This window comes from Methylobacterium sp. Leaf88, assembly GCF_001422795.1.
Classification (GTDB): Bacteria; Pseudomonadota; Alphaproteobacteria; order Rhizobiales; family Beijerinckiaceae; genus Methylobacterium.
In genome coordinates, this window is the sequence record NZ_LMMK01000051.1 from 57,601 (window position 1) to 77,403 (window position 19,803).

At 69.6% G+C, this 19,803-nt stretch carries 24 protein-coding genes and 1 tRNA gene; 13 read left to right on the forward strand and 12 right to left on the reverse strand.

What is annotated here, in order from left to right; genetic code table 11:
* Positions 1–31: 31 nt before the first annotated feature.
* The gene (locus tag ASF20_RS19960; protein ID WP_348271552.1) at positions 32–409 is read right to left on the reverse strand and encodes a response regulator; all 378 of its coding nucleotides are present in this window, start codon (positions 407–409) and stop codon (positions 32–34) included.
* A gap of 212 nt (positions 410–621) precedes the next feature.
* Here ASF20_RS19960 and ASF20_RS19965 point away from each other — a divergent pair, with 212 nt between their 5' ends.
* On the forward strand, positions 622–1,287 hold the full coding sequence (locus ASF20_RS19965) for a class I SAM-dependent methyltransferase (RefSeq protein ID WP_056277265.1): 666 nt from the start codon (positions 622–624) through the stop codon (positions 1,285–1,287).
* A 71-nt stretch (positions 1,288–1,358) separates the two neighbouring features.
* On the opposite strand, the gene ASF20_RS19970 is transcribed toward ASF20_RS19965, so the two are convergent.
* The 3 genes from ASF20_RS19970 to ASF20_RS19980 form a co-directional block, all read right to left on the reverse strand.
* Entirely contained in the window at positions 1,359–1,730 is a 372-nt protein-coding gene (locus ASF20_RS19970) for a DUF6883 domain-containing protein (RefSeq protein ID WP_056277268.1), read from the reverse strand.
* Positions 1,727–2,005, reverse strand: a complete 279-nt coding sequence (locus ASF20_RS19975) for a hypothetical protein (protein WP_056277271.1) — start codon at positions 2,003–2,005, stop codon at positions 1,727–1,729. The genes ASF20_RS19970 and ASF20_RS19975 overlap by 4 nt, the downstream gene beginning before the upstream one ends.
* Before the next feature lie 112 nt (positions 2,006–2,117).
* Positions 2,118–2,699, reverse strand: coding sequence for a transcriptional regulator (locus ASF20_RS19980; RefSeq protein WP_200941331.1), 582 nt, complete (start codon positions 2,697–2,699; stop codon positions 2,118–2,120).
* A gap of 124 nt (positions 2,700–2,823) precedes the next feature.
* Here ASF20_RS19980 and ASF20_RS19985 point away from each other — a divergent pair, with 124 nt between their 5' ends.
* The 3 genes from ASF20_RS19985 (at position 2,824) to ASF20_RS19995 (ending at position 6,266) form a co-directional block, all read left to right on the forward strand.
* Positions 2,824–3,906 (forward strand): phosphatase PAP2 family protein, encoded by a 1,083-nt coding sequence (locus tag ASF20_RS19985; protein ID WP_244476508.1) that lies wholly within the window; start codon positions 2,824–2,826, stop codon positions 3,904–3,906.
* A gap of 240 nt (positions 3,907–4,146) precedes the next feature.
* Positions 4,147–5,625, forward strand: a complete 1,479-nt coding sequence (locus ASF20_RS19990) for a protein adenylyltransferase SelO (protein WP_056277326.1) — start codon at positions 4,147–4,149, stop codon at positions 5,623–5,625.
* 452 nt (positions 5,626–6,077) lie between these two features.
* Positions 6,078–6,266, forward strand: coding sequence for a hypothetical protein (locus ASF20_RS19995; RefSeq protein ID WP_056277279.1), 189 nt, complete (start codon positions 6,078–6,080; stop codon positions 6,264–6,266).
* A gap of 10 nt (positions 6,267–6,276) precedes the next feature.
* On the opposite strand, the gene ASF20_RS20000 is transcribed toward ASF20_RS19995, so the two are convergent.
* A complete protein-coding gene (locus ASF20_RS20000; protein ID WP_082501466.1) occupies positions 6,277–7,623 on the reverse strand; it encodes an adenylate/guanylate cyclase domain-containing protein in 1,347 nt (448 codons plus the stop codon).
* Between the two features lie 78 nt (positions 7,624–7,701).
* Positions 7,702–8,187 carry an MmcB family DNA repair protein gene (locus ASF20_RS20005; RefSeq protein WP_056213359.1) on the reverse strand — a complete coding sequence of 162 codons (486 nt, stop codon included), beginning with the start codon at positions 8,185–8,187 and terminating at the stop codon, positions 7,702–7,704.
* A 200-nt stretch (positions 8,188–8,387) separates the two neighbouring features.
* Here ASF20_RS20005 and ASF20_RS20010 point away from each other — a divergent pair, with 200 nt between their 5' ends.
* Positions 8,388–8,816 carry a hypothetical protein gene (locus ASF20_RS20010; RefSeq protein WP_244472556.1) on the forward strand — a complete coding sequence of 143 codons (429 nt, stop codon included), beginning with the start codon at positions 8,388–8,390 and terminating at the stop codon, positions 8,814–8,816.
* Positions 8,817–8,822: 6 nt separating this feature from the next.
* Here the strand turns inward: ASF20_RS20010 and ASF20_RS20015 are convergent, their stop codons facing one another.
* Complete coding sequence (locus ASF20_RS20015; protein ID WP_056277282.1) at positions 8,823–9,608, reverse strand: cobalamin-binding protein; 786 nt, start codon at positions 9,606–9,608, stop codon at positions 8,823–8,825.
* 6 nt (positions 9,609–9,614) lie between these two features.
* A complete protein-coding gene (locus tag ASF20_RS20020) occupies positions 9,615–10,136 on the reverse strand; it encodes a DedA family protein (protein ID WP_056213362.1) in 522 nt (173 codons plus the stop codon).
* Positions 10,137–10,287: 151 nt separating this feature from the next.
* Here ASF20_RS20020 and pdxY point away from each other — a divergent pair, with 151 nt between their 5' ends.
* From pdxY to ASF20_RS20035, 3 genes are read left to right on the forward strand one after another with little or no spacing between them, the layout of a single operon-like run.
* Complete coding sequence (gene pdxY, locus ASF20_RS20025; RefSeq protein WP_056277285.1) at positions 10,288–11,136, forward strand: pyridoxal kinase PdxY; 849 nt, start codon at positions 10,288–10,290, stop codon at positions 11,134–11,136.
* A 32-nt stretch (positions 11,137–11,168) separates the two neighbouring features.
* A complete protein-coding gene (locus ASF20_RS20030) occupies positions 11,169–12,065 on the forward strand; it encodes a PhzF family phenazine biosynthesis protein (protein ID WP_056277289.1) in 897 nt (298 codons plus the stop codon).
* Complete coding sequence (locus ASF20_RS20035; RefSeq protein ID WP_056277291.1) at positions 12,058–12,774, forward strand: hypothetical protein; 717 nt, start codon at positions 12,058–12,060, stop codon at positions 12,772–12,774. The genes ASF20_RS20030 and ASF20_RS20035 overlap by 8 nt, the downstream gene beginning before the upstream one ends.
* Here ASF20_RS20035 and ASF20_RS20040 read toward each other — a convergent pair.
* A complete protein-coding gene (locus ASF20_RS20040; protein WP_056213371.1) occupies positions 12,765–13,094 on the reverse strand; it encodes a hypothetical protein in 330 nt (109 codons plus the stop codon). The genes ASF20_RS20035 and ASF20_RS20040 overlap by 10 nt on opposite strands.
* A 166-nt stretch (positions 13,095–13,260) precedes the next feature.
* Positions 13,261–13,737 carry an SRPBCC family protein gene (locus ASF20_RS20045; protein ID WP_244476510.1) on the reverse strand — a complete coding sequence of 159 codons (477 nt, stop codon included), beginning with the start codon at positions 13,735–13,737 and terminating at the stop codon, positions 13,261–13,263.
* Between the two features lie 570 nt (positions 13,738–14,307).
* Here ASF20_RS20045 and ASF20_RS20050 point away from each other — a divergent pair.
* The 4 genes from ASF20_RS20050 (at position 14,308) to ASF20_RS23635 (ending at position 18,604) form a co-directional block, all read left to right on the forward strand.
* Entirely contained in the window at positions 14,308–15,885 is a 1,578-nt protein-coding gene (locus ASF20_RS20050) for a 2-isopropylmalate synthase (protein ID WP_056277297.1), read from the forward strand.
* 103 nt (positions 15,886–15,988) lie between these two features.
* Positions 15,989–16,064, forward strand: a tRNA-Lys gene (locus tag ASF20_RS20055).
* A 711-nt stretch (positions 16,065–16,775) separates the two neighbouring features.
* Positions 16,776–18,212: a carotenoid oxygenase family protein gene (locus ASF20_RS20060; protein WP_056277300.1), complete on the forward strand. Its 1,437-nt coding sequence runs from the start codon at positions 16,776–16,778 to the stop codon at positions 18,210–18,212.
* Between the two features lie 89 nt (positions 18,213–18,301).
* On the forward strand, positions 18,302–18,604 hold the full coding sequence (locus ASF20_RS23635; RefSeq protein ID WP_082501467.1) for a hypothetical protein: 303 nt from the start codon (positions 18,302–18,304) through the stop codon (positions 18,602–18,604).
* Between the two features lie 103 nt (positions 18,605–18,707).
* On the opposite strand, the gene ASF20_RS20065 is transcribed toward ASF20_RS23635, so the two are convergent.
* The gene (locus ASF20_RS20065; protein ID WP_056221421.1) at positions 18,708–19,064 is read right to left on the reverse strand and encodes a hypothetical protein; all 357 of its coding nucleotides are present in this window, start codon (positions 19,062–19,064) and stop codon (positions 18,708–18,710) included.
* Positions 19,065–19,184: 120 nt separating this feature from the next.
* On the opposite strand from ASF20_RS20065, the gene ASF20_RS20070 reads away from it, so the two are divergent.
* Positions 19,185–19,364: a hypothetical protein gene (locus tag ASF20_RS20070; protein WP_056221424.1), complete on the forward strand. Its 180-nt coding sequence runs from the start codon at positions 19,185–19,187 to the stop codon at positions 19,362–19,364.
* 49 nt (positions 19,365–19,413) lie between these two features.
* On the opposite strand, the gene ASF20_RS20075 is transcribed toward ASF20_RS20070, so the two are convergent.
* A partial coding sequence (locus tag ASF20_RS20075) for an integrase core domain-containing protein (RefSeq protein ID WP_156648144.1) occupies positions 19,414–19,803 on the reverse strand: 390 nt, incomplete at its 5' end.

Sequence of the window (19,803 nt, forward strand, 5' to 3'; positions counted from 1 at the left end):
GTCCGACCGGTGGCCGCGGCCAGCGCCCCTTCTAGCGCTTGCGTGCTTTCAGAGGCTCGGGTTTCTGACCGTCCGGCAGGATCATGTCGAGGTGGTCGTGGACGATCTGAGCGCTGAAGGGTTTGCCCAGGAAGACAGCCCCCTCGGGAAGATCCCCCACCCCCGGTTTGACGCCGCCGGATGCAACGACGATCGAGATGTCGGGCCAGCGCCTCGCGGTCGTTCGTGCCAACTCGAAGCCATCGGGGCCGCCCGGCATCTCCACATCGGTGAACAGCAGCACGATCAGGTCTGCGTGGTCCTCATGCAGCTTGATCGCTTCAACGCCATTTGCTGCCGACAGGGCGTGGAAGCCGGCATCCTCCAAGATCGTTTCCGCATCCATCCGAACGAGGAAATCGTCGTCCACGACGAGGGCATACGGCGCGTTCGGGGGGTGAGGCATGGCCATCAAGCCGAGGGGACGGACAAAAGTTCAGATTGGCGGGAGCATGGGTCTGGATCGCCACGGCTGGCGCGCCTGATGGATCGGGCTTCGGAGGGGGGGCCAAGAAGGTCGAAGCGTCCGCAAGCCACCCGACGCGGACGTTCGCCGGATCGTCGCGCGTGATACGATCCGGCATGGATGCTTTCTCAGATCCGCAGGCCGTTGCCCGCTACGCCGAAAACCCGCCGCGCATGGTGCCCGGCTATGCCGACATGCAACGTATGGCGAGGCTTCTCCTCGCGGAACGCGCCCCGGACAGGGCACAGGTGCTCGTTCTCGGTGCGGGCGGCGGCCTCGAACTCAAGGTGTTCGCCGAGGGGCAGCCCGGGTGGACGTTCGTCGGCGTCGACCCGTCTGCCGCAATGCTCGACCTTGCCCGGAAAACCCTGGGCCACCTCTCCGACCGTGCCCATCTTCATGAGGGGCTGATCGATGGCGCGCCGGAGGGGCCGTTCGACGCTGCCGCCTGCATCCTGACCCTGCACTGCATCGAGCGTCAGGAGCGGTCACGCACCCTCCGGGAAATTCGGCGTCGTCTAAAGCCCGGTGCACCCTTCGTCGCGGCGCACTTCAGCATTCCGCAGGATGAACGCGACCTCTGGCTTTCACGGTATGCCGCTTTCGCGACGGCCTCCGGCATCGAACGCTCACACGCCGAGCGTGCAAAGACCGGGATCGTAGAACGCTTGCCGATCCTTTCGCCCGAGGAGGACGAGACGCTGTTGCGCGAGGCTGGGTTTAGCGGGGTCCGCCTCTTCTACGCCGGGTTTGCCTTCCGGGGCTGGGTCGCCTGGGCCTGACGCCAAAGAGCCGCAAACCACCCCTGCTGGTCGTTCACACGGTCGAACGGATCGGCGCCCGATCCTCCGGATCAGGGTCGCGGCGCCGACCGGTCACGGTCGGGAAACGCCGCCCCGAAGCGGCCCGTTTCGCCCTCGGCCTTCGCGATCGCCAGCCAGACCGAGCGGATCCAGGGCCTGCGGCCCGAGGGTGTCCCCAGGGGACCGACGCAGGTCAGCATGTCGGCTCCGTATTCGGAGGGCTGGCGGGCGACGTGGGCAGCGCCCTGGGCTTCGGTAAAGAGGGCGTCCGCGAACGCCAAGGGCTCGGTCGGCGTGAAGCCGAACCCGGGGAAGAAGCGTGTTTTCCACCCGCCATGCGGGTGGGTCACGTCCAGCAGATCATTGCAGATCTTGCGGGTATCGATGCCGAGCCGGTGCGGGACGACCGCGTTCCCGCTCACCGCTCCGCTGGGACGGCGAGCGTCAGGAGCGCGGGCGGGACCGCCGCAAGGGCCTCAGCAGGCTTGGCGAACGCGACCGGATAGGCGCGGCCTCCCGGCTGGACCGCGACGATCGTCCTCTCGGTCCCTGCTTCGATCCGCGCGCCCGACTCGGCGTTCACCGCACCGATCAGCACGACGCGGTCCAGGTCTTGGCGGCCTGGCTGGTCGTTCCTCAGCAGGAACTGCGTTTCGATCGACAGGCAGGAGAGGATACGCTGCCCGCCGAATGGCACACCTCGCACCGATCCGCGACGGCCGCGGGCGGGTGACGAAACCTCGCCGGCCTCACCGGACGCAGGGTTCGGGCGCTGGGCAAAGGCTCGCCCCATCTCCACCCGAGACCGCTCACTCCACCCCGCCTCCGCCCTCCTCGCGGAGCAGCGCCGCGGCGCGGCTTCGGGCGCGGGCCCAGCGCCGGCACTCGCGCCGGGCATCCGACAGGGCGCGATGCTCCGCCGCCGGATCGTCGCGCGCCTCCAGGCGCAGGGTCGCCAGGAGCTTGCCCGCCAGGGCGTCGCGCGCGGTCGGCGCCACGCCGCCCGCCGCGAGCACGTCCAGGACGACGCGGCGCTGCGCCTCCGCCGTGGCCTTCAGCCGGAGGGCGTGGCGCGGCAGGCCGGCGGCGCGCAGGAGCCGGCTCAGCCAGTGCCCGTCCCAGGAGGGCGCCGAGGCGTAGAGCGCCACGTCGCGCAGGGCCGTGAGCATGTGCAGCGCCACCCAGTCGTGGGCGACGCCCTCCCGCACCAGGCGTTCCCGGGCGAGCCCGTGCACCGCCTCGGCCTCGGGCGCCCAGTCGGTCCAGCCCGGGGCCGGGCGGATGAGGAAGCTCTCCGACTTACCGTCGGGAAACACCCACGCGACCTCGATCGGGTAGCTGGTCTTCGCGAGGGAGGACGCCTCGAAATCCAGGAAGGCGATGCGGCTCAACGGGGGACCATCGGGGGGACCATCGGGGCTGGGAACCGGAACGGGATGGGGAAAAGGAACGCCGCCGGGCAACAAACCGGCGCAAAGCCGAGTTCCGGCTGCGACGAACCACGAAGGATGCCGGGTGAGCGACGCAACTCCGATTTCGATGCCCGCGCGCGGGACGCGCCGCGGACTCGCCGAGGCCGCCTCCCTCGCAAGATCCCCCCTTTCAGGATCCGCCCTCGCCAAACCCATCGCCCGCATCGGCCGGGTCTCGGCCGCCCTGGCCGCGCCGCATCCGGCGCTCTGGGGCCTCGCCCTGGCGGTCGCCCTCCTCGATGCGGTGTGGCTGCGCCGGGCCGGGATCGCCCTGGCGCCGTTCGGCTTCGGCGTGGCGGCAAGCCTCGTGGCGGCGCTCCTCGCCCTCGCGGTCCTGTTCGGCCCGATCCTGTCCGAGCCCAAGCTGCGGGCGATGGCCCTGGCGAGCGCCGGCCTCATCGCCGTGACCGTGCCGATCGCGGTGCTGCACTACCTCACCGCCACCTGGGCCCTGCCGCTGGCCGATGCGCGGCTGGCCCGGGCGGAGGCGGCGCTCGGCCTCGACTGGCCCGCCTACTACGCTGCCCTGCAGGCGCAGCCGCGCCTCGCCTGGTGGCTGGCGCTCGCCTACCACACCAGCGGGCCGCAGGTCGGGCTCACGGTGATCGCGCTCAGCGCCACCCTCCGGGTCGGCCGGCTCTGGGCCTATGTGCGGATGTTCGCCGTGCTGCTCCTCACGGTCGTGCTCATCGCCGCCCTGGTGCCGGCGGCCGGCCCCTTCGTGCAGTACGGTCTCGCCACCGTGCCGGACGGCTCCATCGAGACCCTGGGCGCCCTCTGGCACCTCGACGCCCTGGAGCACCTGCGCGCCGGGACCCTGCGCACCCTGGCCCTGGAGGACATCCGCGGCCTCGTGACCTTTCCGTCCTTCCACGTCTGCCTCGCGGTGCTGACCGCCTGGGCGCTGGCGCCGATCCCGGTCCTCGGCCCCCTGGCGATCGCCCTCAACGCCGTCATCGTGGTGGCGACCCTCGGGGCCGGTGGGCACTACCTGCCCGACCTGCTGGCCGGCTTCGTGCTCTCGGTCACGGTCATCGGCGGACGCGCGATCCTGCGCGGACGCCGCACCCGCGCGCCGGACCTCCTGTCCGAACCCGCCCCGCACGGGTCGCGTTGTCCGGGGTGAACGCGCGCGCCCGGCCCGCTCGGCCCCCTCGGCGCCCCCGCGCCGTCCGCCATCACTCGAGCCGGGGCCGATACGCCCATCGCCGGGGCCGTCGCCTCCGGACAGGACGGCCCCGCGCGCGACGTTCGGGATCGCCATGATGTGCCTTGGCCTTTGCCTGAGGATTTGCCTTGGCGCATGCGGCGCCCCACCTCGAGAGCAATGCCGCCCGCCGCGCCGCACACGGGACCCATGCCCTCGATGACAGCCGCCATTCCTTTCGCCAACACCTATGCCCGCCTGCCGGAGCACTTCTTCGCTGCGGTGAACCCCACCCCCGTGGCGGCGCCCCGCCTGATCCGGATCAACCGAGAACTCGCCGCGGACCTCGGGATCGAGGCCGCCTGGCTCGAGAGCCCGGAGGGCGTCGCGGTGCTGGCCGGCAACCGGGTGCCGGAGGGCGCCGAGCCCCTGGCCATGGCCTATGCCGGCCACCAGTTCGGCAACCGCGTGCCGCAGCTCGGGGACGGCCGGGCGATCCTGCTCGGCGAGGTCGTCGGGCGCGACGGGGTCCGGCGCGACATTCAGCTCAAGGGCTCGGGCCCGACGCCGTTCTCCCGGCGAGGCGACGGCCGCGCCGCCCTCGGGCCGGTGCTGCGCGAGTACGTGGTCAGCGAGGCCATGACGGCTCTGGGCATCCCCAGCACCCGCGCCCTGGCGGCGGTGCTCACGGGCGATTCCGTGAGGCGCGAGACGGTCCTGCCCGGCGGCGTCCTGACCCGGGTCGCCACCAGCCACATCCGCGTCGGCACCTTCCAGTACTTCGCCATGCGGGGCGACGTCGACGGCGTGCGGGCGCTGGCCGACCACGTCATCGGCCGGCACTATCCGGAGCTGGCGGAAGACGCCAACCCCTACGGCGCCCTGCTGACCCGGGTGGTGGAGCGCCAGGCCGACCTCGTCGCGCGCTGGCTCCTCGTCGGCTTCATCCACGGGGTGATGAACACCGACAACTGCGCCGTCTCCGGCGAGACCATCGATTTCGGACCCTGTGCCTTCCTCGACGCCTACGATCCCTCCGCCGTGTTCAGCGCCATCGACGAGAATGGCCGCTACGCCTACGGCAACCAGCCGGGCATCCTGCACTGGAACCTGACCCGGTTCGCCGAGGCGCTGCTACCCCTGCTGGCGCCCGAGACCGAGGACGGCATCGCCGTGGCGCAGGACCGCCTCGCCGCCTTCGGCCCCCGGTTCGAGGCGGCCTATTACGGCGGCCTGCGGGCCAAGCTCGGCCTCACCACGGACCGGGACGAGGACCGCGAGCTCGGCCGCACCCTGCTGGAGGCGATGCAGGCCGGGCGCGCCGACTTCACCCTGACCTTCCGGCGCCTCGGCGCGGCGGCCCTCGGCCCCGAGGGCGACGGTCCGGTGCGCGACCTCTTCGACGACTCCACCGTATACGAGCCCTGGGCGACCCGCTGGCGCGCGCGTCTCGCCGCCGAGCCGGGGGACCCGTCCGCGCGCCGGGCGGCGATGGACCGGGTCAACCCGGCCTTCATCCCGCGCAACCATCGGGTCGAGGCGGTGATCGAGGCGGCGGTCGCGCGCGACGACTTCGCGCCGTTCCACGAGCTCGTGGCGGTGCTGGCCCGCCCCTACGACGACCAGCCCGCCTTCGCGGCCTATGCCGCGCCTCCGCAGCCGCACGAGCGCGTGCTCCAGACCTTCTGCGGCACCTGAACCGAACCGGCTCCGCGTGGGCGGTGTTCTCCGAAGGAACGAACCCCGCCTACGACGGAGACGCGCCGGATGCCGAAAGACCCCTTCGCCGAAGCCGGCACCGATCCGTCGGGCGGTCTGGCCACCGGTCCACGGGACACCGTCACCGGGCAGGTCAAGGACGCGCCCGGAGACCCTCTGGATCGGCCCGGCACCGAGGCCGCGGAGGCGGGCGCCCGCGACACCCCGCCCCTGACTCCACAGGGGCGGACGGGCGACGCCGCGCGGAAAGACCACGCCACCGCCCTCACGCGCGGTGTTGAAGACCGGCCGGGCGGACAAGGCCGAGGGCTGAGCGGGCTCGGGCGACGCACCGGATCTTCCCCGGTTCGGAGGGAACACGGATAGCCTTGCGCTAATTCTGGTATATTGTATTTCGTAATCGCTCGTCAGCGCATGCCAGGAGTGTTCCGATGACCCAGACAGTGAAGCCGGACCGTCCGATCTGGCCCTCCGTCCCGGACGACCGTCCGCCGCCCCGGACCACCCGACCGGAGACCCCGGCCTCCGAGATCGATCCGGCTCTCCTCGAGCGGCCCAAGGCCGACGAGGCGGCGCGCCAGCGTGTCGGGTTCGAGGGGTTCGGCTCGTTCTCGGGCTGACCGTCTTGGCTCACGCGACGGAGGCGAACGGATGCTCCTTCGCCGCGGCATCCGCCGCGGTGTCCTCGGCCCAGCCCACCGCGAACAGCAGCATGTCGCGGGTGTCTCGGCACTCCGACGAGGGCATGCCGGAGAGCCAGAGCGATGTCCGGGTAGCCGGCCCGAGGAGGCGGATCACCTCGTCCGAGGCCGCCAGGGTCAGGTCGGCGGTCTTGGCCCGGGCCTCGATCCTGGCGAGTCGGTTCATCGCCGTGCCCAGCACCGTGAACTCGGCCCGGTGCCCGTCGTCGAAGACCCCCACCAGCACCTCGCCGGCATGCAGCGCCATGGTGATGCGCAGCTCCGGGCGCTCCTCCCGCCGGCGATCCTCGTTCAGCGCGGCGAGACGCGCGACGATGGTCCGGGCGCATGCCAGCACTGCCTCGGCCTGGGCCTGCGGACGCCCGACGATGAACTGCGCCAGGACGCCGTCGCCGACATATTTATCGACGATGCCGCCGTGCTCGCTCACCGCCACGTGGGTCAGGGCGCGGACGTCGAGCAGGGCGCGCACCACCTCCTCCTGGGTCTGGTCGCGCGAGAAGGCCGAGAAGCCGCGCAGGTCGAGGCCGAACAGGCAGGCGTGACGGGACTGAACCGCACCGACGCCGCCGCCGCTCTGGGCAAGCTCTCCCGCCACCCGGCGCGGCACGAAGCGCGCGAGACTCGTCCGCTCCTGCTCCATCCGCAAAGCCGTCGTCACTGCCATCTGCAGGCGGCGCACCCCATCGATCACCACGAGGCTCGCGGCGAGGAAGGTGAGCAGGCCGGGCACCTCCTCTTCCAGGGTCACGTGCGGACCGAGAAGGGCGCTCTCGGGCGCGAGATAGGCGAGGAGGATGGTGCCGCCCCAGGCGAGACTCACCAGACCCGAGAATACGACGGTGTGCCAGACCCGCATGCTAAGTCCGGTCTGGAGCAGGAGCAGGAATGCTGGCAGGCGGCTCACCGCGGTGGCCGTCTCCTCTGTTTCCACCGCACCGAGCAGGATGTGCTCGACGATGAGGAACAGGGCCACGCCGGCGTTCAGCAGGGTCGCTGTCCAGGCCAGCCACTCCATGCCGGGCTCCGCCCCGCCGTCCCGCTGCGAGGCGCGCCAATCGGCGATCCCGAGGCCGAGGGAGAAGATCGCGTAGACCCCGAGGCCGATCCAGTGATGGGTGGAATGGGCCGAGCCGTCGTAGCCCTGGGCGGTGGCCACGAGCACCAGGACGATGACGAGGTAGAGCAGCAGGGACCGACGGCCCGAGGCGGCCTGGAGCCGTCGCAGGATGGCGGGATCGCCGTCGTGTGGACGGCGACGGGAGGGCAGGCGCATGCAGTTGGCAATCGATGAGTGGCGCGTGGTTCCTTACCACGCCGGGCCGCCCGTGCATCGGCGGCGATTCGCCGTGCCTCAGAGGGCGCCTTCGCGGATGGCGCCGGGATCGGCCAGAGCGTGCAGCAGGCGCGCGGCGCTATGGGCGAAGCGCAGGGTCACGGCCTTGCGCCGGGGACCGCTGAGGGAATGGTCCGCCGGGTCGCGCAGGATCGCGGCGCCGAAGGCATCGGCGACGATGAGGCCGGCGTCCTCCGGGGTCAGGGTGGTGGAGAGCGTCTCGGGGATCGCGAAATAGAAGCGGTCGCAGTAGTCCCGATAATCCGGCCATTTCCGGTCGGCCCGGAAGTCGGCGACGCTGGACTTGATCTCCACGATCGTCAGGCGCCCGGCCGGGCAGAGGGCGATGACGTCGGCGCGGCGGCCGTTCGCCAGGGAGAATTCCGGAATGGTGACGTGACCGAGCTCGGCGAACAGACGCCGGACGCCGCGCTGGACCTGGAGCGCGGTGGCCGACTGACGCCGGTCGGGCGGAAGGATCACGGACGCGAGGGCTGCTGACATACGGCTCTGATGCTTCGGAACGACGTCCCGAATCGGGACTGGCCCCAGGAAATCAGCCGCCGCGCGGCTTGTCACCTGCGACCCCGTTGCGCCGGTCGGGCTGGAGCACGGGCCCGGACCATGGCACCGCTCGCGGTGGATCGGGTGCGGAGGAGGCAGGTCTGCCGAAGAACGAAGACCGGGACGCCGAGACGGCGCGGGTGGCGCGCGAACTCGATCGCCTCGAGGCGCTGGCCGCCCGGCGACGCCTGCGGGTGGGCTTGCTGAGAGCGGCGCGCGGTGCCCTGGGCGCCGGCGCGACCCTGGCGACGCTCATCAAGCTGAAGCTGGCGGGCTCCCTGGCGCTCAAGCTCGGCATCGCCGTGCTGGTCGGGCTGGGGCTGGCCTGGCCCGTCGTCGTCCTGGCGGTGGTGGTGCTGATCGGCTTCGTGCTCGCCCTGGTGAGCCTGTTCGACGGAGGGGCCGCCGATTGTCCCGACACCGCCTGCGGCGACGGCTGCGAGCGCCGGGAGAAGCGGGCGGCCCGTCTGCGCCATCTGATCGCCCGGCGCCAAGCCTGGCTCGCAGCCCCGTCGGGACCGGCTCCCAGCGCGCGCCGGCGCGAGGCCGATCCGCTGTCGGCCGCGTGAAACCGCTCAGCCTACGTCCCGGAGGGCGGCGCGGATCGCGTCGAAACCGTCCGTGAGGGCGGCAGGGCCCGGCTGGAGGATCAGCGGCGACTTGATCTCGTGGATGCGTCCGGAGGCCACCGCCGGAATCGCGTCCCATCCCGGGCGGGCGCGGATGTGCGCGCGGTTCACACGCTTGCCGCACCATGAGGCGAGGATCACGTCGGGCCGGGCCGCGATCACCGCCTCCGGGCTCACGATTCGGTCCCGGGCCGCCGCCTGCCGGCTGAGTTCGGGGAAGACGTCGTCGCCGCCCGCCGCCGCGATGAGGTCCGAGACCCATCCGATGCCGGAGATCATCGGGGCATCCCATTCTTCGAAGTAGACGCGTGGACGCGGCCGGCCGACGCTTTCCGCGGCGGCGGCCGCGATGCGGTCTGCCAACCGCGTCGCCAGGGTCTCGGCCTCGGCCGACACGCCGGTCAGGGCGCCCACGGTGCGGATCATCGCCAGGCAGCCGGCCAGGTCGCGCTGGTTGAAGAGGTGCACGGCGATGCCGGCCCGGGCAAGGTCGGCGACGATCTCGGCCTGCAGATCGGAGAAGGCCAGGACGAGATCGGGAGCGAGGGCCAGGATCTTGGGCAGGTCGGCGCTGGTGAAGGCCGAGACCCGAGGCTTCTCCCGCCGGACCCGGGCCGGGCGGACCGCGTAGCCCGAGACCCCGACGATGCGGTCTTCCTGGCCGAGGAGGTAGAGCGTCTCGACGGTCTCCTCCGTCAGACAGACGATGCGCTCGGGCGGAAACCGGCGCACGGCGCCTCAGCCCTTCAGGTAGCCGAGGAGGCCGGCCCCCGGCGCCAGCATGAGGAAGGCCCAGGCCAGGGCCGAGGTGACGTTGGCGATCTGGAACGGCAGGCGCTTCACACCGAATACCCCTGCGACCAGGGGCACCACGGCCCGCGCCGGCCCGATGAACCGCCCGATCAGGATGCCGCCGGCTCCCCATTTGCGGCAGAACTCCTCGGCGCGGGCGACGATGGCGGGATAGCGCCGCATCGGCCACATCTGCTTGGCGCCGTCCTTGTAATAGTGCCCGAACTCGTAGGAGACCCAGTCGCCGAGAGCGGCCCCGAGCGCACCGGCGAGCATCACCGGCCAGAACGGGATACCGACCGAGCCCATCAGCGCTCCGATGCCGAGGAGCAGGAAGGTGGCGGGCACCAGCAGCGAGAGAAAGGCCAGGGACTCGCAGAACGCGAGCACGCCGACGATCAGCGGCGTCCAGCCCTGGTTCGCCTCCACGAAGGCGAGGGTGCTGGTGCGGATTGAATCGAAGTCCATGGGGCTCGCTTGAGGTTCGGCGCCTTCCTGTGACCGAGGGCGCGGATCGGGGCAAGCGCAGGGGGCGCCGGCAGGGGTGCGTTGGGAAGGAAAACCGGGTTAAGGGCTGGCGCCACAACTCCTCGGCCGCGGGATTTCGGGAGATTCCGGCATGAACATCCTCTCGATCCAGTCCCACGTTGCCTTCGGACACGTGGGCAACGCCTCGGCGGTGTTTCCGATGCAACGCCTCGGCGTCGAGGTTTGGCCGATCCATACGGTGCAGTTCTCCAACCACACCGGCTACGGCGCCTGGCGCGGCCGGGTGTTCGATGGCCCGGCGATCGAGGACCTCGTCGCCGGCATTGCCGAGCGGGGTGTGCTCGGAACCTGCGACGGAGTCCTCTCGGGCTACATGGGTTCGGCCGATATCGGGACCGCCATCGTGCGGGCCGTGGCCTCGGTGCGGGCGCTGAACCCACAGGCCCTCTACGCCTGCGACCCCGTGATGGGCGACACCGACCGCGGCATCTACGTACGGCCCGGCATCCCCGAATTCATGCGCGAGCAGGCGGTGCCCGCGGCCGACATCGTCACCCCGAACCAGTTCGAGCTGAACCACCTCTCGGGCCTGCCGACCGGCACCCTCGCGGAGGCCAAGCGCGCGGTGGCCTCGGTTCAGGCGCTGGGACCCCGCGTTGTCCTCGTCACCTCGCTGGTCACCGACGATACGCCGGACGACGCCATCGACCTTCTGGCGGGGGAGGGCGGCCATTTCTGGCGCCTGCGCACGCCGCGCCTTCACCTCGACGTGAATGGCGCGGGCGACGCCATCGCGGCTCTGTTCCTGGTGCACTACGCCCGGACGTGCTCGGCCGCGCTGGCCCTGGGTATGGCCGGCGCCTCGGTCTATGGTCTCCTGCGCCGCACGGCCGAGGCGGGCTCACGCGAGATCCTCACGGTGGCGGCGCAGGACGAGTTCGTCACGCCGAGCGAGACGTTTCCGGTGCACACCGTCTAAGGTTGATTCTCAGAGAGCCTGGAGACCCCGCCATGCCCCGCCGCTTCGTGACCCTCGACGTGTTCACCGACACGGCGCTGACCGGCAATCCCCTGGCCGTCGTGCTCGATGCCGAGGACCTCGACACCGCCGCGATGCAGGCCCTGGCCGCCGAGTTCAATCTGTCCGAGACGGTGTTCGTTCTCCCGCCCGAGACACCCCGGCACCGCGCCCGGATGCGCATCTTCACGCCCACGTCGGAACTGCCCTTCGCCGGGCACCCCACCCTCGGCACCGCCATCCTCCTTGCCCTGCGCGACCAGCGGGCGGGGCTCACCGACGCGATGGCCTTCGGGCTCGAGGCCCCCCTCGGAACCCTGGCCTGCGTGGTCGAGCCCGGGGAGGGGCGCGGTACCGGGCGCTTCAAGATGCCGGGGCTCCCGGAATATCTGGGGGAGGGACCCGAGACGAACCTGGTCGCGGCCGCCCTGGGCCTGGAGCCGGGTGAGATCGGCTTCGCCCGCCACGTCCCGAGCCGGCACCGGACCGGCCCTTCCTTCCTGTTCGTGCCCCTCGCCAGCCGAGCGGCCCTCGACCGGGCTCGCGTCGTGCCGGCAGCCCTCGATGATCTCGGCACTCCGGCCGCGCTCTACTGCTACACCCTCAACCCCGAAGAGGTCGGCCACCGCTATCAGGCCCGGATGTTCGCGCCCCATCTCGGCGTGCCGGAAGACCCGGCCACCGGCTCGGCCGCAGCGGCCTTCGCCGGAGTGATGATGCAGTTCGAGCCCCTGGGCGACGGGGAGCACGACATCGTCCTACGCCAAGGCGTCGCCATGGGCCGACCGAGTACGATCGGGGTCCAGCTCGTCATCGAGGCCGGTGCCCTGCGCTCCGTGGAGATCAGCGGGGCGGCGGTGCTGGTGAGTGAGGGCACCCTGCTTGTCTGACGGTTTCACGCTGACGCCGCTCCGGCACATCGAGGCCCGGCTGGTCCCTTCCGACTGGTCCTGGGCCCGCGACCATGCCGGGGCGATCGCCGAGACCTGGGCGCGGCGACGCACCGAGCGGCCGGACCTGTTCGACGGACGGGTGCTCCTTGCCCGCGACTGCCGCATCGATGGATCGACCTGCGTGATCGACCTGTTCGAGGTCGCGTATTCTCAGTTCCTCGCCTTCCGCCTGGCCGGCTCCCCGGATCCGGCGGTGACCAACGCCTTCGCGGCGGTGGTGCCGTGGAGCGCCGACGGCGCGGCCCTCTTGGGCATCATGGGCGGACACACAGCCAATGCCGGGCAGATTTACTTCGCCTGCGGAACCCCGGATCGAACCGACACCCGCGAGGGCGGTCGCGTCGATCTCGCCGGCAGCGCCGGGCGGGAGTTCCTGGAGGAAACGGGTCTTGCCCTTCCGGCCGATGCGCCGGAGGCGTGGGTTTTGGTCTCGGGCCAGAGCCAGCACGCCTTCCTGCTCCCGGTCCGCTTTGCGGAAACGGCCGAGGTGCTGCATGGCCGGATGGAGGCACACCGCCAAAGCGAGGCCGCGCCAGAACTCGCCGGCTTCGCCATCGCGCGCGGGCTGGACGACCTCGACGCCGCTCGGATGCCCGGCTTCGTGCGCGCCTATCTCACCGACGCCTTCGCGGGCGCTCAGCGGTAGCCGTAGCGTGCCTTGGCGGCGCCGAGCAGACTGAGGGCCTCACGCTCGCGGCCGCCCGCGCAGGCATCGGCGGCGTGGCGCAGGTCGGCCCCGAAGCGCTCGCCGACGGGCGGGTTGAGGTTGCCGGTAGCGACATCGCTCTCGACCACCGCCTGGGTGCGGGCGATGGACGGGCCGCAGCCGGTGCCCTGTGGCAGGGGCGCGGCGACCACGGGGGCTGCGGCGACGGCGACCGCGGGGGGCGCCGAGGCGGTCGGCTTGCAGGCGCCGAGCAGGGCGGCGGAGAGAAGGACGGCGACGGCGAGGCTGACCCGGGACACGGCGGCTCCTGACGGTACCCGTGCCGGGACACGGCACAGCTTGATCCGGGCCGGTTTTGCGCCGAGTGCTCTGGCTGGTCAATCGGGCGCGGGTCCGAATGAACCTGCAGGCGAGGGCGGCCTCGGGTGAGCCGCCCTCGGTCTTGGTCCGCTTACTTCGATCCGCTTACTTGGACTTGTCGGCGATAGCCTTCAGGCCGGAATCGTAGATGCCGGAGATCGCATCGATTGCCACCGCATCCGGCGCGCCCTTCGCCTTGAAGCTGCCGGTCCAGTTCACGGTCGAGCCCGAGCCCTTGGGCATCACCGAGAGGGTCGAGGAATAGTCGCTCACCGGCAACGGACCGGAAACGATGGCATAGGTGTAGCTCATGGCCTTGTCGTCGCGCTTGGTCTGCAACTCGACGATGGTGCCGCCACCCTTCAGGCTCAGGGTTCGCAAAGCCTTGCCGCCGTCCTGCGACAGCACGCATTTCTCGATGGCCGGATGCCACTGACCGATGCCGCAGAAATCGCCGATCGTCGCCCAGACCTTGGCGGGAGGGGCGGCGACATCGATGGTCTTGGCAGCATCCAGCGCCAGCGCCGGCGCCGCTCCGGCGATCAGGGCGAGGGCAGGCAGGGCCAGGGTGCGCGACAGCATCCGCGACATGATGGGGATTCCTTCCAGATTTTTTCTTGCGTGGACGGACTGATTTCGCCGCCGAATCGTATTCGATCCACCAGCGAAGCTAGGCGGAGCAGACCGCACGGCAATGCATCCGGCCGAAACGATTGCGAATTCCATCGAGACCTTGTGGGGAACTGGGCTCTGAGACCGAATTCCTCACTGTCCGGCGGTCGCGCGCATCGCTGGCGGGCGCGGCGCTGAAACTTGTCAAGCGGGCCCTCAGCGGCTAGGTAAACCGCCTTCGCAAGCGTTCGCGCGCCGCCGCGGTGCGCCCTTGCCTCTCGGGAGAGACGAGCCTTGGCCAGCGCCGGCTCCACGCGCAGCATGACCGACGCCGCCTTCGCGGCCGTCCGGTCGCGCGCGTCTCTCGCCGCCCTGCTCCTCCTTATCCGCCCCTGAGGGCCGTCCGGGCGCGTGCGCCTGGGCTCTCAGGGGAGTGCAGTTTGCGAAGGTCGGCGCCCGTCCACCGGCGCTTGCCCGGACCCCTCGATTTCCCGATGCCGCGTCCCCGGTTCTGGACCGCGTTCCGACAGGATACCCAGCATGACGACCTCCCCGACTCCGGCGCCCGAAGCCCGCGCGAAGGACCGCGTTCTCATCTTCGACACCACCCTGCGCGACGGCGAGCAGTGCCCCGGTGCCACCATGACCCTCGACGAGAAGCTCGCGGTCGCCGAACTCCTCGACACCATGGGCGTCGACATCATTGAGGCGGGTTTCCCCATCGCGTCGAACGGCGATTTCGCGGCGGTCTCCGAGATCGCCCGGCGCGTCAAGCGCGCCACCGTCGCGGGTCTCGCCCGCGCGATTCCCGCCGACATCGCCCGGGCCGGCGAGGCGGTGCGCCAGGCCAGGCGCGGCCGTATCCACACCTTCGTGTCGACCTCGCCGATCCACCTCGCGCACCAGATGCGCAAGTCCGAGGATGAGGTGGTGGAGATCATCCTGAAGACGGTGTCCCAGGCCCGCGACCTCGTCGAGGACGTGGAATGGTCGGCCATGGACGCCACCCGCACGCCGATCGACTATCTCTGCCGCTGCGTCGAGGCGGCGATCCGTTCGGGCGCCACCACCATCAACCTGCCCGACACCGTGGGCTACGCCACACCGGACGAGTACCGCCGGATGTTCCAGGACGTCCGGAACCGGGTGCCGAACGCCGACAAAGCGATCTTCTCGGTGCATTGCCACGACGATCTGGGTCTCGCCATCGCCAATTCCCTGGCTGGCATCGAGGGCGGCGCGCGGCAGGTGGAGTGCACCATCAACGGCATCGGCGAGCGGGCCGGCAACGCTGCTTTGGAGGAGATCGTCATGGCGATCCGTACCCGCGGCGACGTCATGCCCTTTGAGACCGGCATCGAGACCACGATGCTCACCCGCGCCTCGAAGCTCGTTAGCCATGCGACGAACTTTCCCGTGCAGTACAACAAGGCGATTGTCGGTCGGAACGCCTTCGCGCACGAGAGCGGCATCCACCAGGACGGCATGCTCAAGCACACGGAGACCTACGAGATCATGACTCCGGCCTCGGTCGGCGTTGCCAAGACCTCGCTCGTCATGGGCAAGCATTCGGGCCGGGCCGCCTTCCGCGCGAAGCTGGACGAACTCGGCCTCGTGCTGAGCGACAACCAGATGCAGGACGTATTCGAGCGCTTCAAGGCGTTGGCCGACCGCAAGAAGCACGTCTACGACGAGGACATCGAGGCCCTGGTCGACGAGAACCTCGCCACGGCGCATGACCGGATCCGCCTCGTCTCCCTGTCGGTGATCGCGGGCACCCGCGGCCCGCAGCGGGCGACCCTGAAGCTCGATATCGCAGGCCGGATGGTCACCGAGGAGGCCGTCGGAAACGGCCCGGTCGACGCCGTGTTCAACGCGATTCAGGCTCTCGTGCCGCATCAGGCCGACCTCGAACTCTATCAGGTCCACGCGGTCACCGAGGGCACGGATGCCCAGGCCGAGGTCTCGGTGCGCCTCAAGAGCGGCGAGCGCAGTGTGACCGCCCGCGGCGCCGACCCCGACACCCTCGTCGCTTCGGCCCGTGCCTACCTCTCGGCCCTCAATAAGCTCGAAGCCTGGGCGGAGCGCCTGCATGCCCAGAGCCCGGCCGCGGTTTAGCCGAGAAAATAACGCCCCGGGGGTGGACACCCCCCGGGGCGTTTGCTATCAGCCCCCTCGTCGCAGCGGACTTGGTGGGCCGCAGCGATCGCCGCAAGGCGTTGGGTGCATAGCTCAGTTGGTAGAGCAGCTGACTCTTAATCAGCGGGTCCAAGGTTCGAACCCTTGTGCACCCACCAAACTAACCAAACAATCTCAGTATGTTAGCGGGAATGGCCGCTAACCCTGCACCCCAGGTTATTCGCTGTGGGGTGCACTGGGGGTGCAGTCTTTTTCAGCTGCCCAGTTCTCCGAAACCAGTTCGATCCCAACGGTCGCAAAGCACCGGGACAACCACGTCTGGGCGGCGAGCTGCATCGTTGAAGGCCATCAGGTCCAACCCGCATGCCCTGAATACGGCGCTCGCCAGTGCCTCCCGGCGGCGGCATTCGTCCTCGGTGATGCTGTTCCGCCTCCGGGTCGCCCACCACGCGATACAGGGCTCCCTCCGGCGACCACGTGACTGTTTCCAGGCTGTCAGGGGGCACTAAGAGATCGGCGGCGTCCGGAGCGATCCCAGCTCGTACCCGCGTGCCGGGGTTATGGTCTGAACCTAATCAGCTTGACCGTTCGAATAGCTGCTTACGACCCAACTACGCCGTAGAAGTTGGTCGATAGCAAACCCGAAAGCAGCCCTTCATCCGGCGGCTGGAGGCGTCCGAGCGCTTGGCTGACTACGCCATAGACACAGCGATCCACTCCCGTCGCGTGGCCAGACGTGGTTAGATGCTTCATCGACAAAATCGCCCAGTCTTCCCCGGCGACCAGAGGTGGCATTCTTATCCGGAAACGCGAGCGCCTCCATCACCCGGGCTCTTGCTTTTCCTTCGATCACCCCGAGCCAGCCCCCGATGCCGAACTTGATGGAGTCCAGCCTGCGTGCCGCCGCCGAGGGCCTTGTCGCGCTGGTGGCGGCCTGCAATCGATTGCGCCTTCCGAGGACGCAGCACCCCTTCGTGGTCGGTGTCCACGCGCCGATGCGCGAGGAATTGACCCTGCGGGATTTGCCCGTGACCGGGACGATCCCGGCGGGGCTCGAGGGCCGATACCTGAAGATGGGCGCCAACCCCGCCCGCCCGACGACGCGCGGCCACGATTGGTTCCTGGGCGACGGCATGGTGCACGGTCTCCGCATTGAGGACGGAAAGGCCATGTGGTACCGTAACCGTTGGATCGGCTCGCATGCAGCTTCCGCAGCGCTCGGCCGGCCCGCTGCCCCGGGACCGCGCCGCGGCGACGACACCGTCAACACCAACGTCGTCGCGATCGGCGGCCGCGCTTTTGCCGTGGTCGAAGCCGGCAGCTTTCCCGTCTTTTTATCCGAGGACTTGGAGACGCAGCGCTACGATACGTTCGACGGCACCCTCGCCGGTTCCTTCACGGGGCATCCGCATCGCGATCCGGCGACCGGTGAAACACATGCCATCGCCTATGACGGCCGCGTCTGGGACAGCGTGCGCCACGTCGTTATCTCGCCCGCCGGTCGCGTTGTGCGGGACGTCTCAATTCCGGTCGAACACGGCCCCTGCATCCACGATTGCGCGATCACGACCCGCTTCGTCGTCGTGCTAGACCTGCCCGTCACCTTCTCGATGCGGGCGGTGCTGGCAGGACACCGCTTCCCGTTCCGCTGGAACCCGGCCCACCGCGCCCGCGTCGGCCTGCTCCCGCGGTATGGCACGGCCGCCGACATCATCTGGTGCGCGGTCGAGCCGTGCTTCGTTTTCCACGTCGCCAATGCCTACGACAACGCTGATGGGCGGGTGATCCTCGACGTCGTCACCTACGAGAGGGTGTTTGCCTCGGCAGGTGGTGGCCTCGATGCACCGGGGCGGCTGGAGCGCTGGACAGCCCACCCCACGACGGGGCGGGTCGACCGCCGGGTGATCGATTCCGCGGCGCAGGAGTTCCCCCGGATCGACGAGCGTCGCTTTGGGCAGCACCACCGATACGTCTATACGGGCTCGGTCCCCGCCGACGGCAACACTCAGCTCGTGGGCGCGACGCAACTCTACAAGCACGATCTGGAGACACGGGAGCGGCGCGTTCACGAGTTCGGCCCCGACAGTGTCCCGGGCGAGTTCGTGTTCGTGCCTGCGAGGCCCGAGGCTGAAGAAGAGGAGGGCTGGCTCGTTGGGCTCGTCGTCGACACAGTGAGTGACACGACCGACTTCGTCATCCTCGACGCGCGCGCATTCGAGGCGGCGCCCGTCGCCGCGGTGCACCTGGGGCATCGGATCCCGCCAGGCTTTCATGGGAACTGGTTTCCAAAGTCGTGGACCGAGTGACCGTCTCTGGATGCTTCGGCACTCGATCCGCTTTCCTCTGTAATATCGCATGGGGCGCAGGATTGTCCCGTGATGCCCGGGAAGCCGAAATGCCTGTCGCGAGCGACCCGAAGCCTGCCGATATCCAGGATCACGGAGGAAAGCCGTTCCTCCCCGGCTTCGTGCCCGGACCGCTGGGACCAACAGGTCTCGCTGTCATCGATGCCTACCAGCGGGCAGAAAACTACCTCTTGGTCGGCCAGATCTACCTGCTCGACAACCCGCTGCTGCGGGAGCACCTGTCCTTGGGATGGCTACCGCTGCATCACCGCGCTGCTGCAGGCAGCGGGGTGGCAGGTTGGGCAAGGACCGGGTTCAGCGGATCTGGCGTCGTGAGCACGCGGATCAGCTGACAGAGCTGAGGGTATCCGGCGCCCCTCCTCAGAAAGCCGCGCATCGAATCACATCTGCGCTCCCTTCGAAACCCCGGTCGATGTAAGCCGGTCGGGCACCGCTCTAGGCGCAGGCTCCAGTCGGGCGCGACGAGAGGCGGCTAAAGACCAATGCCCCAACAACCCCGATGATTGCCCCGACCGCCTTCACGGCGAAATCAGCCACGCGGCCATGCCGAGAGGGATCGAGCATCTGGGATGCCTCTAGGGCGCCGGCCGCGATGACGATCAGCATGCCAACCTGCCAGCGGTACCGAGGGTAGCCAACCGCAAAGAGGAACCCGATGAGGGCGAAGGCGCCCAGCCGCTCAACCGTGACAGGGAAGCCTGGTGGATGCGGCCGGTACTCGATCGGGCAGACGGTCACGAAGACCAGGGCGGCGAGCAGCATCCAAGCAAGAACGCGGGCAGATTTGATCATCGTGTTCGGGCTGGTCCGCTTGCGAGACTGTGTGGCGCTTCATGCAAGCGGTAAGCCGGCAACATTAAGGTCGCTCTAACCAAAGCGCTGCAGGCTGAGTGACAACCTCAGGAACGCACAATGCTCTTCGCCTTCGGCCGACTCTGGACGGTTCTGAAAGCTGCGCTGGCGATTGGCCTGCTCGCGGTGGGGTCTCTCTACTCGGCCAACGTGGTTGACCAGAAAGGCCTAAATCCTTTCGCCGCTGCCCTGGGCGAGCCGGTGATAACGGGATCGATCAAGACGAGCCAAATCAGGTAGCGGTGCCTAATAACGCGTCTCACTGGGATTGCCCCGTTTCTGTGGACGGTTAGGGGGCTTGGCTGAGCCGGGTCTCAGGTGACGGGTGCGGCCGGGTCTCCTGCTCGTATACGACGGGCGAGCGGTATCCGAGCGCCGAGTGCCGGCGCAGCGGGTTATAGAAGCCCTCGATGTAGCTGAAGCAGGCCATTCGTGCCTCGGCCTGCGAACGGAAGCGGCGGCGGGCGAGCAACTCGCATTCGAGGGTCGAGAAGAAGCTCTCGGCCATGGCGTTGTCGTAGGCGTCGCCGACCGAACCCATCGAGGGTCGCACGCCCGCCTCTTGGCAGCGGCTGCCGAAGGCCAGCGACGTGTACTGCGATCCTTGGTCCGAGTGATGGATCACGTCGCGGGGCCTGCGCTGTGTCACGGCCATCTCCAAAGCGTCCAGAACCAACTC

Excerpts from the sequence above, each read along its gene's own strand:
- ASF20_RS19965 (WP_056277265.1), top strand. The coding sequence starts at position 622 with ATGGATGCTTTCTCAGATCCGCAGGCCGTTGCCCGCTACGCCGAAAAC.
- ASF20_RS19990 (WP_056277326.1), top strand. The coding sequence starts at position 4,147 with ATGACAGCCGCCATTCCTTTCGCCAACACCTATGCCCGCCTGCCGGAG.
- ASF20_RS19995 (WP_056277279.1), top strand. The coding sequence starts at position 6,078 with ATGACCCAGACAGTGAAGCCGGACCGTCCGATCTGGCCCTCCGTCCCG.
- ASF20_RS20000 (WP_082501466.1), bottom strand. The coding sequence starts at position 7,623 with ATGCGCCTGCCCTCCCGTCGCCGTCCACACGACGGCGATCCCGCCATC.
- ASF20_RS20005 (WP_056213359.1), bottom strand. The coding sequence starts at position 8,187 with ATGTCAGCAGCCCTCGCGTCCGTGATCCTTCCGCCCGACCGGCGTCAG.
- ASF20_RS20020 (WP_056213362.1), bottom strand. The coding sequence starts at position 10,136 with ATGGACTTCGATTCAATCCGCACCAGCACCCTCGCCTTCGTGGAGGCG.
- pdxY (WP_056277285.1), top strand. The coding sequence starts at position 10,288 with ATGAACATCCTCTCGATCCAGTCCCACGTTGCCTTCGGACACGTGGGC.
- ASF20_RS20030 (WP_056277289.1), top strand. The coding sequence starts at position 11,169 with ATGCCCCGCCGCTTCGTGACCCTCGACGTGTTCACCGACACGGCGCTG.
- ASF20_RS20045 (WP_244476510.1), bottom strand. The coding sequence starts at position 13,737 with ATGCTGTCGCGCACCCTGGCCCTGCCTGCCCTCGCCCTGATCGCCGGA.
- ASF20_RS20050 (WP_056277297.1), top strand. The coding sequence starts at position 14,308 with ATGACGACCTCCCCGACTCCGGCGCCCGAAGCCCGCGCGAAGGACCGC.
- ASF20_RS20060 (WP_056277300.1), top strand. The coding sequence starts at position 16,776 with ATGCCGAACTTGATGGAGTCCAGCCTGCGTGCCGCCGCCGAGGGCCTT.
- ASF20_RS23635 (WP_082501467.1), top strand. The coding sequence starts at position 18,302 with ATGCCTGTCGCGAGCGACCCGAAGCCTGCCGATATCCAGGATCACGGA.
- ASF20_RS20065 (WP_056221421.1), bottom strand. The coding sequence starts at position 19,064 with ATGATCAAATCTGCCCGCGTTCTTGCTTGGATGCTGCTCGCCGCCCTG.
- ASF20_RS20070 (WP_056221424.1), top strand. The coding sequence starts at position 19,185 with ATGCTCTTCGCCTTCGGCCGACTCTGGACGGTTCTGAAAGCTGCGCTG.